The sequence below is a fragment of the Kitasatospora sp. NPDC001175 genome (genome assembly GCF_053598215.1).
On sequence record NZ_JBSFJU010000022.1, the window covers coordinates 62,782 to 76,769 of the forward strand.

Genomic DNA, 13,988 nt, shown 5'->3' on the forward strand with positions numbered 1-13,988 from the left:
GCCGCCTGGACCGCAACGGCCGGGCGGCACCGCTCCGGTGCGTCATCGGACGTCAGACCGCGATCACCCGCAGCGCCGGGTGGTCGACCGTGTTGAGGTACAGCTTCTCCTTGGTGCCCTCCTGCTCCAGCTCGACCACCAGCCGGTACCGGTACAGGCCGGGCTTCGCGGTGCTCAGCACGGTGCCGGCCCAGTAGTAGTAGACCGGGGTCAGCGGGGACCGCATCCGGTCGGGCATCCCGTAGATCTTGAGCTCGGTGAAGAGCTTCCGCTCGGCGACGTCCTCCTCGTCACCCAGCTCGGTGTCGAGGACCACGATGTTGTTGATCTTGGGCATGGGCGGCCAGGTGCCGTCCGGCCGCCGTTCCATGTCGATCGGGCGGATGATCCAGTTCAGGACCTGGCCCTGCTTGCAGACCGTCTCCAGCTGCCGGGTGCCCTGGCCGGAGCCGCCGACGCTGTTGTCCATCATGTGCATCGCGTCGCTCAGCGAGCCCGTCGCCGTCGCCCGTTCCATGTTCACGAAGGTGACGATGTTGAGCTGTACCGAGTTCAGCTGACCGGGGTTCTGCTTCTGCTCCACGGTGTTGCGCGTACTGGTGGTCAAGGTTCCTCCTTCGGGCGCGCCGCCCGGAGTCGTCCGGGGCGCTAGCCGACCAGGGCGGGCGACAGGGTGGTGGTGATCGGCTCGGCCTGCGTGCCCAGCCTGAACTTGATCTGGTACGGGACGGCGGACAGGCCGTCCTTCTTCACCGTCCCGGTCCAGTACGCGACATCGGTGCCCGGGAAGACCTTGCGGACCGGCTCGCACACCTCCGGGTCGATCACGATGTCGTCGATCGCGACGAAGGCCTCGCACTCGAGCGCCAGCACGTTCCACAGCAGCTGGTCGCCGGTCCTGACCTTGGTCTTCAACTCCTCGGTGCCGAAGCCGACCGAACCGCCGGCCTTGTTGGTGTCGTACAGGTACAGGTGGCCGCTGGTGCTCCGGGCCGCCAGCATCCCGACGCAGTCCACCACCGCGGTGATCGAGATCGGGCGCTTCGGTGCGGTCTTCTGCCTTGGCTTGGTGGTCATCTGCTCCTCCTCGTCCTTGCTGGATCAGGGCTTAGGCGAACGTGGCCGGGGCGATGGGCAGGTAGCCCACACCGGCTCCGGTGAAGCCGTTCCGCCGGGGCTGCGAGGTGATCCGGAGCTTCGACTCGCAGGTGAGGTTGACCGGCTCCCAGGTCCAGTCACCGGCCCGCTGGATCAGCTCGTGCAGCTGGATCCGCATCTTGTAGACGTACGTCCCGGGCCTGGAGGTGTCGACCGTCGCGGACCAGTACCAGCCGTCGGTCACCAGGTCCGGGGAGCCGTACTCGGCCGGGTAGATGATCTTCTCGTCCACCGCCTCGCCGAAGATGTCGGTGATGACCGGAGCCGGGTAGCTGTGCGCACCCTGGCCGTGGTCGGAGACCACCTGACCGGTGACGTCCAGGACCTTCTGCCCGGACAGCGCGCGGGTGCGGGCCGTGGTCCTGACCCGGGTGCCGACGCTCTTCTGGATCCTGGCGAGCGCGGCGTCGGTGTCACCGTTGGCCGACGGCCGGTTCGCCAGCGCCGCCAGCTCGGCCAGCGCCTCCTGGTCGGCCTGCCGCGCCCGGGTGGTGTGGTAACCGCGGGGCACCGTCGGCGGGATCGAACCGAGGCTGTACGGCAGCCAGTTGAGCACCTGCTCGCCGGCCTGTGAACCGTCGCTCCAGTAGGCGCCGTTGACCGCGGTCACCAGCTCGCCGGTGCCCTGGTTCACCGAGCCCTGCAGCTTCATGTTGTCGAACAGGTAGGTGTTGCCGGTCAGCGTCCTGGACTCCAGCGCGCTGCCGACGTCCACGAGCACGATGATCGCTAGCTGTTGGGCCATGAGCCCACCCCTCCTTGTTGGTTGTCGCCTACAGGCACATCAGCGCGGGCGAGTCGATGTGCAGCACGCTGTGCTCGCCCTCGTACATCTGCAGCTCCAGCCGGTACCGGTACGGCACCCCGGGCGTCATGAAGTACGGCACCACGCCGGACCAGACGTTCAGGTCCAGCTGCCCACCCTCCGCCCGCCCGCCGGCCGGCGCCGCACCCTCGCCCTCGCCCTCGCCCTCGCCCTCGCCGGCGTACTCGGTCACGCTCGCGCCCTCGTCGGCCCCGAGGAAGGTGATGCTCCTGATCTCGACCGGCGTCTGCAGATCCACCGCCAGGGCGGACCACTGGACCACCTGGCCCGGGGTCACGACGGTGCACAGCCCCGGCGTCCCCTGGCCCTTGCTGTCGAACGCACCGTCATCGATCAGGCAGAGGTTTCCGCCCTGAAGCGCCCTGTCCGAGAGCGCCCCGATGACATCCACGACGACGGCGATGTTCACTTGCGGCTTCATACCCAACTCCATTCCTCATGCGTGACTGCCGGACCGGCAGTTGCTAGCCCCGGTCCCGCACCAGCGGGACCTTGCCGACATCCGTCCGCTCGATCTCGGCGGACGACCGGTGCACGAACCTGATCTGGAACCGGTAACCGGTCTTCTCGATCGAGGCGGGGTTCGCCTCGCCCTGGTTGAACAGTGAGAGCGAGCGGGGCAGCGCGTTTTAGCACCAGCGCGTCCTGGATCTCGTGCGGGATCTCGCTGTACGGCGTCCGGCAGATCCGCTCGCACTCCTGGAGCTTGCTCGCGAACGACGGGAGCTTCACGACGGTGTCGACGGAGTCCGGCTTCAGCTCCCAGTCCGGGATCAGCCGGCTCGCCAGCTCGGCGACGCCGCCGGGCGCCGGGCGGGCCTGCGCAGCACTCACTGCACTCATTGTCACTTCCCTGCTCATCGTTGACTTCGATTGACTTCGCGGCCCGGATCCGGGCAGCACGAATTCGCCGCGTGAACCGGCTTGTGGGAATTCCCGGGTCACTTGCCGCTGTCGAGCAGGTCGCGGCCGAGCCGCCTGATCTCGCCCAGCAGCATCCGGAAGTGTTCGGCGTTGATCTGGTGGTTCATCATGACCACGCGCAGCGCGGCGACACCGTCGATGTTCACCTTGGAGATGAAGAAATTTCCCTGGATTTTGATCCGGTTCCGGATCGCCACCTGGAAGCGGTGAACGTCCTCGTCCCTGAGATCGGCGGGGCGGTAGCGGAAGCACATGATATTGGCCTCCGGGCGGTGCACCGCCTCGAAATCCGGCTCGTCGAGGACGATCCGGTGGATTTCCTCCGTCAGCTCGCAGAGATACTCGATCTTCTCGGCGAAAAGGGCCCGGCCGTAGACCGACCACAGCGTCCACAGCGGCATGATCATCGGACGCTTGGTGCACTCGAAGTTCACACCGCCGCTGTCGAGCTCGGTGTAGCGGTCCGGCTCCTCGTCGAAGACGTAGCTGGCGCGCTGCTGGAACGCGCCGAGGCTGTCCTGCCGGTTCCGGTAGAACAGCAGGGTGCACGGCGCCGGAACGAACATCATCTTGTGCGCGTCCCAGGCCAGGGAGTCGGCCTTCTCGATCCCCTTCAGCCTCCCGCGGAGCTGGTCCGACACCAGCAGGCTCGCCCCGTGTGCGCCGTCGACGTGCAGCCAGATGTCCTTCTCGCGGGCCAGGTCGCCGAGTTCGTCGAGCGGGTCGAAGGCGCCGTCGAACGATCCGTTCGCACGGAATCGCAATCATTCGAACGTAACGCCAGCGGCAGGCCAAGTGGATGGGGTGCCACCGCAGCAAGAAGCCCGACTCGGACGGTGTCCGAGCCGGGCGCTTTCAGTTGTCCTGGATGACCGTCACCAGATCGGTCGCAGCCGGCCGCTGGGCGCCAGCCGGGCCAGGTCGTCCCGCAGCCCGCGCAGCCGCTCCTCGCCCAGCACCGCCGCCCACGGCCGGACGGCCTCGGCCGCCGCCCGGTCCGCCGCCCGGGTACAGGCCCAGCCGCGCTCGGTGAGCACCACGAGCCGGGCACGGGCGTCACCGGGATGCGGCCGCCGCTCCACGTACCCCTTGCGGACCAGCTCCTCGACCAGCTGGCTCGCCGCCTGCTTGGTCACCCCGAGATGCTCTGCCAGTTCGCCCACACTGGCCCCGTCGGGGGCGAGCCGCGCGAAGGCGAAGCCGTGCGCCGGGCGGACGTCGTCGAAGCCGCGCTCGCGGACACCGTCGTCGATCGCCCGGACCAGGTCGGCGGCCAGACTGAGCAGCAGCGGCGGGAGACTCAGGGCGACGGTCTCGGGCGCGGCCTCGGGTCCGGTCTCAGCTTCGGTCATGCCGGAATTCTGCCAGGCCACCACTCCTGAAGGGCAAGGAGCTTGACTATATGGGCAAGCAGCTTGACTATATAGTCAAGCTCCTTGCCCATCTCGAACGATCACGAAGGGGAATCCCATGCCCGTCATCAGTGCCGGCCAGGCCACCGTCCACGAGATCCACGGCGCCCGGTTCGTCTCGTACGCGTCCTCGGCCACCGGCAGCACCGAACTGTGCGCCTGGCGGCTGGAGATCGCCGGCGGGACGCCGGGGGTCGAGCACACCATCACCCGTGAGGAGGTCCTCCACGTGCTCTCCGGCACGCCGGCGATCGCCCTCGACGGTGAGCGGACGGTGCTCGCCCCGGGCGACACCGTGATCGCCCCGGCCGGGGTCCGGCTGAAGGTCGACAACCCCGGCGAGCAGCCCGCCCACGCCTGGGTCACCACCGGCTCCGGGCTGCAGGCCGTCCTGTCCGACGGTTCGGTGATCAGCCCGCCCTGGGCGAGCTGACCGCCGGATCAGCCTTCGTAGCGGAGGAGTTCGGCACGCTTGGGCGGGAGGTTGTCGCCGGAGGAGCGGCCGGTGAGGCGGCGGCCGATCCACGGGCCCAGGTGGATCCGCAGCCAGCGCAGGTCGGACCGGAGCCGTTCGGTCCGACCGCGCGGGGCGGCCGGCGGCAGCGGCGCACGCCAGTCGAAGCCGACCGGACGGCCGAGCACCTCCAGCACGGCGGCCGCGACCCGGCGGTGCCCCTCCGGGGAGAGGTGAAGCCGGTCCTCCGCCCACAGCCGCCGGTCGTCGAAGCAGGGCGCCGAGAACAAGTCCACCACCAGGACGTTCGGGTGCTGCCTGGCCAGCGACTCGACGAAGGCCTTCATCTCCAGGATCGCCGGGAGCAGCCGGGCGCTTTGGGCCAGCCTGCGGGTCGGATCGGTGCTGGTGAACATCACCACGGTCGGGGCCGGTCCGGTGCCGTCGCCGGCCAGCAGTCCGGTGGCCGCCGCGCCGAGCAGCCGTTTGACCTCGGCGATGTCGCAGCCGGGCCGCAGCACGTCGTTCAGTCCGCCCGCCAGGGTGACCAGTTCGGTGTTCATCGCGGCGGCCCGGCCCACCTGTTCCGCGTGGATCTGGCCGATGAGCTTGCCGCGCACGGCGAGGTTGGCGTAGCGGAACTCCTCCCCGGGCCGCTCGGCCGCCAGCACGGCGGCGACCCGGTCGGCCCAGCCCCGGAACTGGCCGCCGGGCAACAGCTCGTCGCACATCCCCTCGGTGAAGGAGTCGCCCACGGCGACGTAGCGGGAGTACGCGGCGCTCCCGGGCGCCAGCGCCCGACCGTCGCAACTGCCGTGCGGGACCGGGGTGGTGGAGGTGGTCTCGTTCATCGGTACAGGATTCATCGGTACTGGATCGTACGCGCGGCATTTGCCGGCCGGGACCGGAGCCCCGGTGCTCGCGGTCCGGCGGTGGGACGGTGCGGTGGTACGGCTGTGGGGCTGGACCGTGCCGGGGCCGCCCGAGGCCGGCGGGTCCGGCTCCGCCGGCCGGTGAAATCCCGTGACAACACCGGCTCCCCCTGCTTTGATGCGGCGCGTGACTTCAACCGATCGCCACGATTCCGAGTCCACACCCGTGCTGGACGCCCTTGAGCAGTACTACGACGGCGTGCCGAGGAGCAGCGCCCGGGTCGAGGACTTCGGCCCGCTCTCGCTGTTCGTCCGCGAGGGTGCGGGCTGGCCGTTCTACGCCCGGCCGACGCTGGGCTTCGCCGGGTCGGTGGGGGCCGAGGACGTCGAGCGGGTCCGGTCCCGGCAGCGGGAGCTGGGCCAGCCGGAGGCCTTCGAGTGGGTCGCCGAGACGACCCCGTCGCTGCGCGCCGCCGCCGAGGCCGCCGGGCTGCGGGTGCACGCGCACCCGCTGATGGTGCTCGGCCCGGACGAGCCGGCGGCCCGGCCCGCGGCAGGCGCCGGCGTGACCGTCCGGCTGCTCGACGCCGGTGACCCGGCGCTGGCCGCCGCGGTGGCGGTGCCTCAGCTGGCCTTCGCCGAACCCGGCACCCGGCTCGGCACCGCGGGCCCGGCCGAGCTCGCCACGGCGACGCTGACCGCCGCCAGGGACGGCTCGCTCGACCGCGTCGCCGGCCGGATCCGCGCGGGTCTCACCCGGGTCGCGGCCGCGAGCGAGGACGGCGTCGTGCTGTGCTCGGGCATGCACCAGCCGGTGGACGGGGTCAGCGAGATCGTCGGCGTCGGCACCCTGCCCACCGCCCGCCGCCGGGGGCTCGCCCGCGCGGTCACGGCCGCCCTGGTGGCCGACGCCCGTGCCCGCGGCGTCCGCACCGTCTTCCTCTCCGCCGGGGACGAGGACGTCGCCCGGGTCTACGCCGCCGTCGGTTTCCGTCCGGTCGGCACCGCCCTGATCGCCGAACCCGCCTGACGCTCCCGGCCGCCGGCCCGTCAGGCCCAAGCCCTGTCAGGGCCCGGGGCGGGCGGCTTCAGGGCTTTCCCTTGGAGACGAAGACGACGACGGCGGTGCTGGGGGCGACGACAGCGCCGGGCCGGGGCTCGGTGCTGATCACGGCGCCGACCGAGGTCTTCCAGTCGGTGAACTGCTGGACGCGATCGATCTTCAGTCCGGCCTCGGTGAGGAGCTTCTCGGCCTGGGCCTGGGACATGCCGATCACCGACGGCACGGTGACGGAGGCTTCGCCCGGCCCCGGCCTGGTGTCGGCGCCGGGCGAGGGTGTACCGGTTCCCATCGGCGTACCGGTCCCTGTCGGCGGTCCGGGGGACGCTGTGGCGGTGGAGCCGCTCGCGGTCGGCTCCGGGACCGCGGGGGAGGGTGTCGCGGGAGCGGGTGTCGCGCTGCCGCCGGGCGCTGCGGCGCTCGGCCGGGCGGGTGGCTCGCCGGAGCCGTTCAGGGCGAAGGCGGTACCCGCCGCCAGGACGATGGCGGCCGCCGACGCGGTGACCGCGAGCACTCCGCGCCGGCGGCGGGTGCGGCGCAGAATGGCGGTGCCGTCGATCGCGGGGGCGTGCGCGTCGGTTGCGAAGCTGTCCATCGCCTGGATCAGTGCCTCTCTGAAGTCGTGGTCCGGGGTGGAGCCGAGGTGGTCGTCGGGCGGGAACGAGGTCATCACGCACCTTCGAACTGGGGCAGAGGAGTGGGCCGGCCGTCGTCCGGTGCGCGCGGAGGCGGTTCGGACCGGGGCACCGCGGTGCGCAGTTTGGCCAGCCCGCGGGCGAGTTGCGAGCGCACGGCGGAGGGCGAGATCCGGAGGGTTTCGGCGATCTCCTGGTCCCCCATGTCGTGCAGGAAGTGCAGCACCACGACGGTGCGCATCCCGATCGGCAGGGCGTGCAGCGCCTGGACCAGTTCGTCGCGAAGGTCCACCAGCCGGTACGGGTCACGGAGGTCCGCGTGGTCCACGGGATCCGAACGCTCACCGGCCCGGCGGAGTCTGCGCCACCGGTCGTTGGCCAGGTTCACCACGATCCGGCGCACATAGGCCTCCGGCGAGTCCGCGACGGCGACCCGGTTCCAGTGCCGGCATGCCTTCTCCAGTGCCTCCTGCAGCAGGTCCTCCGCGGTGTCCTGGCTTCCGGTCAGGACGTAGGCGGTCCGGAACAGCGCCGCGGAGCGCTGCCGGACGAACTCGACGAAGTCGATCCGTCCGGTGTCCCTGCCGCGCCTGCGTATCCTCACCAGGCGCCCGCCGATGCACTCATGCTCTCCTCCTTGAGCGTTCCTGCACCCATGACGGCCGCTCACCGCGTCCTGCTGCACCGATCAGCCCGAAGTGACGCGCATCACTCCGGATCGGAAGCAGAGAACCCGGCGCCCCGTCCGGACCGTCAGGGCCGGTGGGGCGCCGGGTTGTCGTCGTCGTGCGAAGGCCCGCAGGCCTAGGCTCCCGTCACCCAGTGCGAGCGGACGGCGTCGGTGGGCCGGGGTTCGCCGAGGGCCTCCAGGCCCCAGCTTCCGAGGGCATCGATGACCTGGCGGAGCGCCAGGCCGCGTTCGGTCAGCTGATAGACCGTTCCGCTGGCCGGGCGTTCCAGCTTGCGACGGACCGCCAGGCCCTCGCTCTCCAGCTGCTTGAGGCGCGCGGCCAGGATGTCGGTGGAGACACCGGGCAGATCCGCGTGCAGGTCGGTGTAGCGGCGTGGGCCGCCGAGGAGTTCACGGACGATCAGGAGGCTCCAGCGCTCCCCCACCGCGTCCAGGGCCCGGGCGACGGCGCAGTACTGGTCGTAGCTTCGGCGTGGCATGTGGATCAGCATAGCCAATAGGTTGGACTTTCCAAGTGGATACTTGGTAGAACAAAGCGACCAGACTGACCCTGCGATGACGGACGCCTCGGGAGACCACTGATGGAGTTTCGGCAGTCCAGCAAGCTGAAGGACGTGTGCTACGAGATCCGTGGCCCGGTGGTCGACCAGGCCAACGCGCTGGAGGAGGCCGGCCACACCGTCCTGCGACTGAACACCGGCAACCCGGCACCGTTCGGCTTCGAGGCGCCGGCGGAGATCCTCCAGGACATCATCCGCAACCTCCCGAACGCGCACGGCTACAGCGACTCGCGCGGCATCCTGCCGGCACGCCGGGCCGTGGTGCAGTACTACCAGCAGCGCGGCGTCAAGGGCGTCACGGTCGACGACGTCTTCCTCGGCAACGGAGCCTCCGAGCTGATCCAGATGAGCGTGCAGGCGCTGGTGGACGACGGCGACGAGGTACTGGTCCCGATGCCGGACTACCCGCTCTGGACGGCGGTGGTGCGGTTCGCCGGCGGGAAGGCGGTGCACTACATGTGCGACGAGGAGGCGGACTGGTTCCCCGACCTCGACGACATCGCCGCCAAGATCACCAGCCGCACCAAGGCCATCGTCGTGATCAACCCCAACAACCCGACCGGCGCGGTCTACTCGAAGGAGCTGCTGGAGGGCATCCTCGAACTCGCCCGCCGCCACGGGCTGATGGTCTTCGCCGACGAGATCTACGACAAGATCCTCTACGACGGCATCGAGCACCACTGCCTGGCCGCGCTCTCCGACGACGTCCTCACGCTCACCTTCAACGGCCTCTCCAAGGCGTACCGGGTAGCGGGTTTCCGCAGCGGCTGGCTGACGGTCTCCGGCCCCAAGCAGCACGCCCAGGACTACCTGGAGGGCCTCACCATGCTCGCCGGGATGCGGCTGTGCCCCAACGTCCCGGCCCAGTACGCGGTGCAGGCGGCACTCGGCGGCCACCAGTCCATCCACGACCTCACCCTGCCGAACGGCCGGCTCACCGAGCAGCGCGACGTCGCCTGGCGGGCGCTCAACGAGCTGCCCGGCGTCAGCTGCGTCAAGCCCAAGGGCGCGCTGTACGCCTTCGCCAAGCTGGACCCGGCGGTGCACAAGATCGTGGACGACGAGCAGTTCGTGCTGGACCTGCTGCTCCGCGAGAAGATCCACATCGTCCAGGGCACCGGCTTCAACTGGCCCCGCCCGGACCACTTCCGCTTCGTCACCCTCCCGCGCACCGACGACCTGGAGACCGCGATCAGCCGCATCGGCCGGTTCCTGGCCACCTACCGGCAGTAGGCGGCGCCGGGGCTCAACGCCCCCGCGGTCCGTACATGATGACGGCGACACCGGCCAGGCAGATCAGCGCACCGATGACGTCCGCCCGGTCCGGCCGGTAGCCGTCCATCAGCACGCCCCACAGCAGCGAGCCCGCCACGAACACCCCGCCGTAGGCGGCCAGCACCCGCCCGAAGTGGCTGTCCGCCTGCAGCGTCGCCACGAACCCGTACGCCCCGAGGGTGACCACGCCCGCCCCGACCCAGGCCGGCCCCCGGTGCTCGCGGACCCCCTGCCACACCATCCACGCACCCCCGATCTCCAGGATCGCGGCGAGGACGAACAGCAGGGCGGAGCGTACGACGGTCATGACCAGCGAGCCTAGCGGTGCGACCGGGGTGTCCTCAGCGCACGTAGCTCTTGAGGGTTTCGGTCTCCAGCACGAATCCCACCGGGCTCGGCAGCTCCACGTCATCGCCGAGTGCCGTGGTCACGCAGGTCCGGTACTTCCCGCCTTCCGGCCGGCTGTACACGGTGACCTCGCAGCTCTCCCGATCGACGAGCAGGTACACCGGGATACCGGTCTCGGCATACGCCGACGGCTTCTCCACCCGGTCGCGTCGGTCGGTATCCCGATCGTAGGAGGTGACATCCACCGCCATCAGGACTCCGGATGGATCCGCCCATTCGCCCTGGCCGACGAAGTAGTCGATCGGCACAAGCGAGGCATCCGGCCTGGCGCAGCCGTTGCGGTACCGCTCCACTCGGAGGCCCTGCTCGCTGTACAGATCGAGATCGGGCCGGTGCTGCATGCACCGCCGCGTCAGCCACACGACGATGGCACCGTGGTCACCGTCGGGCACCGCCTTGACCCCCAGCTTTCCGTTGATGAACTCCAGCCTCACCGTCTCCGGTGCCGAAGCTGCGATCTGCTCGAACTCCTCGACCCTCATCTGCGGCCGGTCGGTGGCCATCGCGGTCATCATGGGCTCCTCGGCGATCGACTGGGTGGCGGGCTCGTGCACGGCTCTGCCAGGGCAGACACCACTCCTGTGCCACCGTACTACCACAACGACCGCCTGCCCTGGAGTGAGTTCGATGGCCAAGTCGCCCGGAATCGGAAGCAAGGCTCCCGTGTTCGTACTGGACGGTGTACTGCTCACCGACGGGGAGGTGGAGCGGCGCTCCTACCGGCTGGCGGAGGCCAACGGCCGGCCGCTGGTGCTGGTGTTCTACCCGGGCGACGACACCCCGGTGTGCACCAGGCAACTGTGCTCGTACACCTCGGACTTGGAGCGGTTCAAGGGGCTGGGCGCACAGCTCTGGGGGATCAGCCCGCAGGATCTGGACAGCCATGAGCGGTTCGCGCGCAAGCACGGCCTGGGTTTCCCGCTGCTGGCCGATCCGGACCGGGCGGTGGCCCGGGCGTACGGGATCGCGGTGCCCGGGCTCGGCCTGCGCCGCTCGGTGTTCGTCCTGGACGAGGACGGGGCGGTGCGCTGGAAGCACGTGGCGCTGGCCGGACTGACCTTCCAGCACAGCGACACCCTCGCCGAGCAGTTGGCGGCGCTGAAGGCCTGACCACGTGCACGGCGAAGGCGGCGCCACCGGGTGCGGTCCAGTGGCGCCACCTTCGGATCGGGGTCAGGCGGAGAGGGTCAGCGGCTCAGCCACGACCAGTCGTCGCCGTCGTCGTCCCAGCTCTCACCGGCCTTGCGCAGGATGGTGTAGTGGTCGATCTGGGTGCCGTCCTCCGCCAGGGCGGTGACCTTCATCGAGGACTTACGGCCGGGGTGGGCCGGGGTGACGTCCACCTTGATGAAGGAGTAGCCGGTGTAGCGGACCCGGGACCACTCGACGGTCTCCTCGACCTTCGCGCCGCCCTTGCCGAAGTGGAAGGTCTTGACCTCGTCCACCCGGTGCTCGTGGCCCTCGTAGGTGTCGGGGTAGTCGAAGCTGTACAGGCTTCGGCCGGCCGCACCGGCGGTGACGTAGACGACGCCGTCCTTGGCCGGTTCGATGCTCTCACCGCTCGGCACGGCCTTGGAGACCTTGTTTCCGAGGATCGCGTCGGTGCGCTCGTAGACGTGGTTGTGGCCGTTGATCACCAGGTCCACGCGGTACTTCTCGAAGAGCGGCACCCAGGCCTCGCGGACACCGCCCTCGGAGGCGTGCTGGTGGGTGGTGGAGAAGGCGCAGTGGTGGAAGAAGACCACGATGAAGTCGATGCTGTCGTCCGAGCGCAGCTCGCACAGCTTGCGGTCCAGCCACTTGGTCTGCTTGCCCGCGGTGAGGCCGAGGTTGGCCGGGATCTCGTACGAGACGTCGTTGGCGTCCAGCGAGATGACGCCGACGTTGCCGTACTTGAAGGCGTAGACACCGGGGGCCTTGCGCGGGTCCGGGCCGTTGTCGGGCAGGTAGAAGCGGGCGTCCTCGCCGCCGTACCCGTTGTGCGAGTACCAGGCCTCCATGTCGTGGTTGCCGTAGGAGACCATCCACGGGATCTTCGAGGCGACGGTCTCGGTCTGGACCAGGAAGTCGTCCCAGGTCTTGGCGTTGTACGCGGTCCTGTCCGAGTCCTGGCCCTGGCCCATCGGGTCGGCGTAGCAGATGTCGCCGGCGTGCAGGTGGAAGGACGGCTTCTGGGCCAGGATGACGTGGTCGTTCCCGGCGGCGTGCGAGCTGACGCCCTGGTCACCGAAGGCGGTGAAGGTGAACGGCGCGTACGGCTTGCCCCAGCGCCAGTCCCGGGACGGCGCGGTGCGGAAGGTGCTGAGGGTGGAGATGGCCTGCTGCGAGGCCGGGTCGAAGCCGTCGTGGCCGACACCGTAGTAGTAGGTGGAGTCCGGGTCGAGGTCGTCCAGCGAGACATGCAGGTAGTACTGGTCGACCGGGGTGCCGGTCGGGGTCAGCGCAGGGGTGTGCAGGGCGCGCACCTCGGCCTGGATCTTGTGACTGAGCGACCAGGGGTGCTTGCCGAAGCGCAGGAACGGCCGCTTGACCGGGGCCGGGACCTGCCAGGAGATCCGGAACCGGGTGTCCGGCTCGGCGCCGAAGGCCAGGTGGCGGCCGATCGGGGCGACCAGCGAACCGTTGATGCCCTCCGTGGCGCTCGCCGTGGGCAGGCCCGGAGTGGCGGGGGCCGCGAAAGCGGTGCCACTGCCCAATGCGCCGCCGACGGCCACCGCGCCGACCGAGATGGCGCCGATCCGCAGCGCCTTGCGACGGGAGAACCTGCTGCGCAGGTACTCGTGCTGCTCGGCCATGCTCATCCGGTCGGCGAGCTTCTCGGGCACGCCCATGCGTGGGATATCCATGGCGTGGAGATTCGCAGCGGTGGATTGCCCGCACACGGACATTCGGTGAACAACCGTTGTCGTGTCGATGTGCCAGACCGCAAGTTTCGCCCATGCGTTCGCAAAGAATCGGTGATTCACCTGTGATGGCAGACCTCTTGACTGGCGGTCATTTGACGCTGGTTTGACCGAAGAACCCTCACCGGGCTCGGCGCGAAGCCGGACGACGAAGGGGACACCCCGGCACATTGGGCGATATGACCGTTTTGTAGTGGTGCTGTGAGAGGCTGACCCGCGAAACCGGGCCATGGTCACCACAACAGCCGCCGCAGTCGCTGAAGTCGCACCAGCCGCCGGAGTTGCACACCAGTCACCGAAGTCGCACCAGAAGGAGCCGAACCGATGTACGGAGTCAAGAGCCCCCTGCCGGAGGCCGACCGCAAGGTGGTCGGGGAGGCACTGCAGGGCGCACTGGTCGATCTGATCGATCTGTCCCTGGTGGCGAAGCAGTTGCACTGGAACGTGGTCGGGCCGCGCTTCCGCTCGGTGCACCTCCAGCTGGACGAGGTGGTCGGCATCGCCCGGCAGCACGCCGACACCGTGGCCGAGCGGGCGGCGGCCATCGGCGTCTCCCCGGACGGCCGGGCGAAGACGGTGTCCGGGAGCAGCGGCATCGCCACCGCTCCCGAGGGCGCCGTCACCGACTCCGCCACGGTGGGCACCCTGGTCGCGGCGCTGGGCGCGGTGATCGTCCGGATGCGCGAGCGGATCGCCGCCACCGCCGACCCCGACCCGGTCAGTCAGGACATCCTGATCGGGCTCACCGCCGATCTGGAGAAGTACTCCTGGATGGCCCAGGCCGAGAACACCGCCTGACCGCTCGGCTCC

The 13,988-nt window shown here is 69.9% G+C and carries 17 protein-coding genes and 1 pseudogene; 5 read left to right on the plus strand and 13 right to left on the minus strand.

Annotated features, from left to right (window positions below; all coding sequences use genetic code 11):
• Positions 1 to 52: 52 nt before the first annotated feature.
• The 6 genes from ACWDAK_RS18145 to ACWDAK_RS18170 all read right to left on the minus strand — a co-directional run bounded on the left by ACWDAK_RS18145 (position 53) and on the right by ACWDAK_RS18170 (position 4,260).
• The gene (locus tag ACWDAK_RS18145) at positions 53 to 607 is read right to left on the minus strand and encodes a hypothetical protein (RefSeq protein ID WP_344635639.1); all 555 of its coding nucleotides are present in this window, start codon (positions 605 to 607) and stop codon (positions 53 to 55) included.
• A 41-nt stretch (positions 608 to 648) separates the two neighbouring features.
• On the minus strand, positions 649 to 1,077 hold the full coding sequence (locus ACWDAK_RS18150) for a hypothetical protein (RefSeq protein WP_344635640.1): 429 nt from the start codon (positions 1,075 to 1,077) through the stop codon (positions 649 to 651).
• Between the two features lie 31 nt (positions 1,078 to 1,108).
• Positions 1,109 to 1,903 (minus strand): hypothetical protein, encoded by a 795-nt coding sequence (locus ACWDAK_RS18155; protein ID WP_344635641.1) that lies wholly within the window; start codon positions 1,901 to 1,903, stop codon positions 1,109 to 1,111.
• A 28-nt stretch (positions 1,904 to 1,931) separates the two neighbouring features.
• Entirely contained in the window at positions 1,932 to 2,405 is a 474-nt protein-coding gene (locus tag ACWDAK_RS18160) for a hypothetical protein (RefSeq protein ID WP_427393005.1), read from the minus strand.
• A gap of 520 nt (positions 2,406 to 2,925) precedes the next feature.
• Complete coding sequence (locus ACWDAK_RS18165) at positions 2,926 to 3,672, minus strand: pyridoxal phosphate-dependent decarboxylase family protein (RefSeq protein WP_344635643.1); 747 nt, start codon at positions 3,670 to 3,672, stop codon at positions 2,926 to 2,928.
• 111 nt (positions 3,673 to 3,783) lie between these two features.
• On the minus strand, positions 3,784 to 4,260 hold the full coding sequence (locus ACWDAK_RS18170) for a MarR family winged helix-turn-helix transcriptional regulator (protein WP_344635644.1): 477 nt from the start codon (positions 4,258 to 4,260) through the stop codon (positions 3,784 to 3,786).
• 118 nt (positions 4,261 to 4,378) lie between these two features.
• Between ACWDAK_RS18170 and ACWDAK_RS18175 the strand changes: the two genes are divergently transcribed.
• Positions 4,379 to 4,753: a cupin domain-containing protein gene (locus ACWDAK_RS18175; protein WP_344635645.1), complete on the plus strand. Its 375-nt coding sequence runs from the start codon at positions 4,379 to 4,381 to the stop codon at positions 4,751 to 4,753.
• Between the two features lie 8 nt (positions 4,754 to 4,761).
• Here ACWDAK_RS18175 and ACWDAK_RS18180 read toward each other — a convergent pair whose 3' ends face one another.
• Positions 4,762 to 5,625 carry an SGNH/GDSL hydrolase family protein gene (locus ACWDAK_RS18180; protein WP_344635646.1) on the minus strand — a complete coding sequence of 288 codons (864 nt, stop codon included), beginning with the start codon at positions 5,623 to 5,625 and terminating at the stop codon, positions 4,762 to 4,764.
• 199 nt (positions 5,626 to 5,824) lie between these two features.
• Between ACWDAK_RS18180 and ACWDAK_RS18185 the strand changes: the two genes are divergently transcribed.
• Positions 5,825 to 6,676 (plus strand): GNAT family N-acetyltransferase, encoded by an 852-nt coding sequence (locus ACWDAK_RS18185; RefSeq protein WP_425557558.1) that lies wholly within the window; start codon positions 5,825 to 5,827, stop codon positions 6,674 to 6,676.
• Positions 6,677 to 6,734: 58 nt separating this feature from the next.
• On the opposite strand, the gene ACWDAK_RS18190 is transcribed toward ACWDAK_RS18185, so the two are convergent.
• The 3 genes and pseudogenes from ACWDAK_RS18190 to ACWDAK_RS18200 all read right to left on the minus strand — a co-directional run.
• A complete protein-coding gene (locus tag ACWDAK_RS18190; protein WP_344635648.1) occupies positions 6,735 to 7,376 on the minus strand; it encodes a PASTA domain-containing protein in 642 nt (213 codons plus the stop codon).
• Positions 7,376 to 7,945, minus strand: a complete 570-nt coding sequence (locus ACWDAK_RS18195; RefSeq protein WP_425557559.1) for a SigE family RNA polymerase sigma factor — start codon at positions 7,943 to 7,945, stop codon at positions 7,376 to 7,378. The genes ACWDAK_RS18190 and ACWDAK_RS18195 overlap by 1 nt, the downstream gene beginning before the upstream one ends.
• Before the next feature lie 215 nt (positions 7,946 to 8,160).
• Positions 8,161 to 8,511: pseudogene (locus tag ACWDAK_RS18200) on the minus strand (winged helix-turn-helix transcriptional regulator); the annotation flags it as partial.
• A gap of 102 nt (positions 8,512 to 8,613) precedes the next feature.
• Here ACWDAK_RS18200 and ACWDAK_RS18205 point away from each other — a divergent pair.
• On the plus strand, positions 8,614 to 9,825 hold the full coding sequence (locus ACWDAK_RS18205) for a pyridoxal phosphate-dependent aminotransferase (protein WP_344635649.1): 1,212 nt from the start codon (positions 8,614 to 8,616) through the stop codon (positions 9,823 to 9,825).
• Positions 9,826 to 9,838: 13 nt separating this feature from the next.
• Here ACWDAK_RS18205 and ACWDAK_RS18210 read toward each other — a convergent pair whose 3' ends face one another.
• Positions 9,839 to 10,174, minus strand: coding sequence for a YnfA family protein (locus tag ACWDAK_RS18210; protein WP_344635650.1), 336 nt, complete (start codon positions 10,172 to 10,174; stop codon positions 9,839 to 9,841).
• 34 nt (positions 10,175 to 10,208) lie between these two features.
• Positions 10,209 to 10,787: a Uma2 family endonuclease gene (locus ACWDAK_RS18215; RefSeq protein WP_427393004.1), complete on the minus strand. Its 579-nt coding sequence runs from the start codon at positions 10,785 to 10,787 to the stop codon at positions 10,209 to 10,211.
• Between the two features lie 115 nt (positions 10,788 to 10,902).
• On the opposite strand from ACWDAK_RS18215, the gene ACWDAK_RS18220 reads away from it, so the two are divergent.
• Complete coding sequence (locus tag ACWDAK_RS18220; RefSeq protein ID WP_427393003.1) at positions 10,903 to 11,385, plus strand: peroxiredoxin; 483 nt, start codon at positions 10,903 to 10,905, stop codon at positions 11,383 to 11,385.
• Positions 11,386 to 11,462: 77 nt separating this feature from the next.
• Here ACWDAK_RS18220 and ACWDAK_RS18225 read toward each other — a convergent pair whose 3' ends face one another.
• Positions 11,463 to 13,121 carry a metallophosphoesterase family protein gene (locus tag ACWDAK_RS18225; protein ID WP_344635653.1) on the minus strand — a complete coding sequence of 553 codons (1,659 nt, stop codon included), beginning with the start codon at positions 13,119 to 13,121 and terminating at the stop codon, positions 11,463 to 11,465.
• 381 nt (positions 13,122 to 13,502) lie between these two features.
• On the opposite strand from ACWDAK_RS18225, the gene ACWDAK_RS18230 reads away from it, so the two are divergent.
• A complete protein-coding gene (locus ACWDAK_RS18230) occupies positions 13,503 to 13,976 on the plus strand; it encodes a Dps family protein (protein WP_344635654.1) in 474 nt (157 codons plus the stop codon).
• The last annotated feature ends 12 nt before the right edge of the window (positions 13,977 to 13,988 follow it).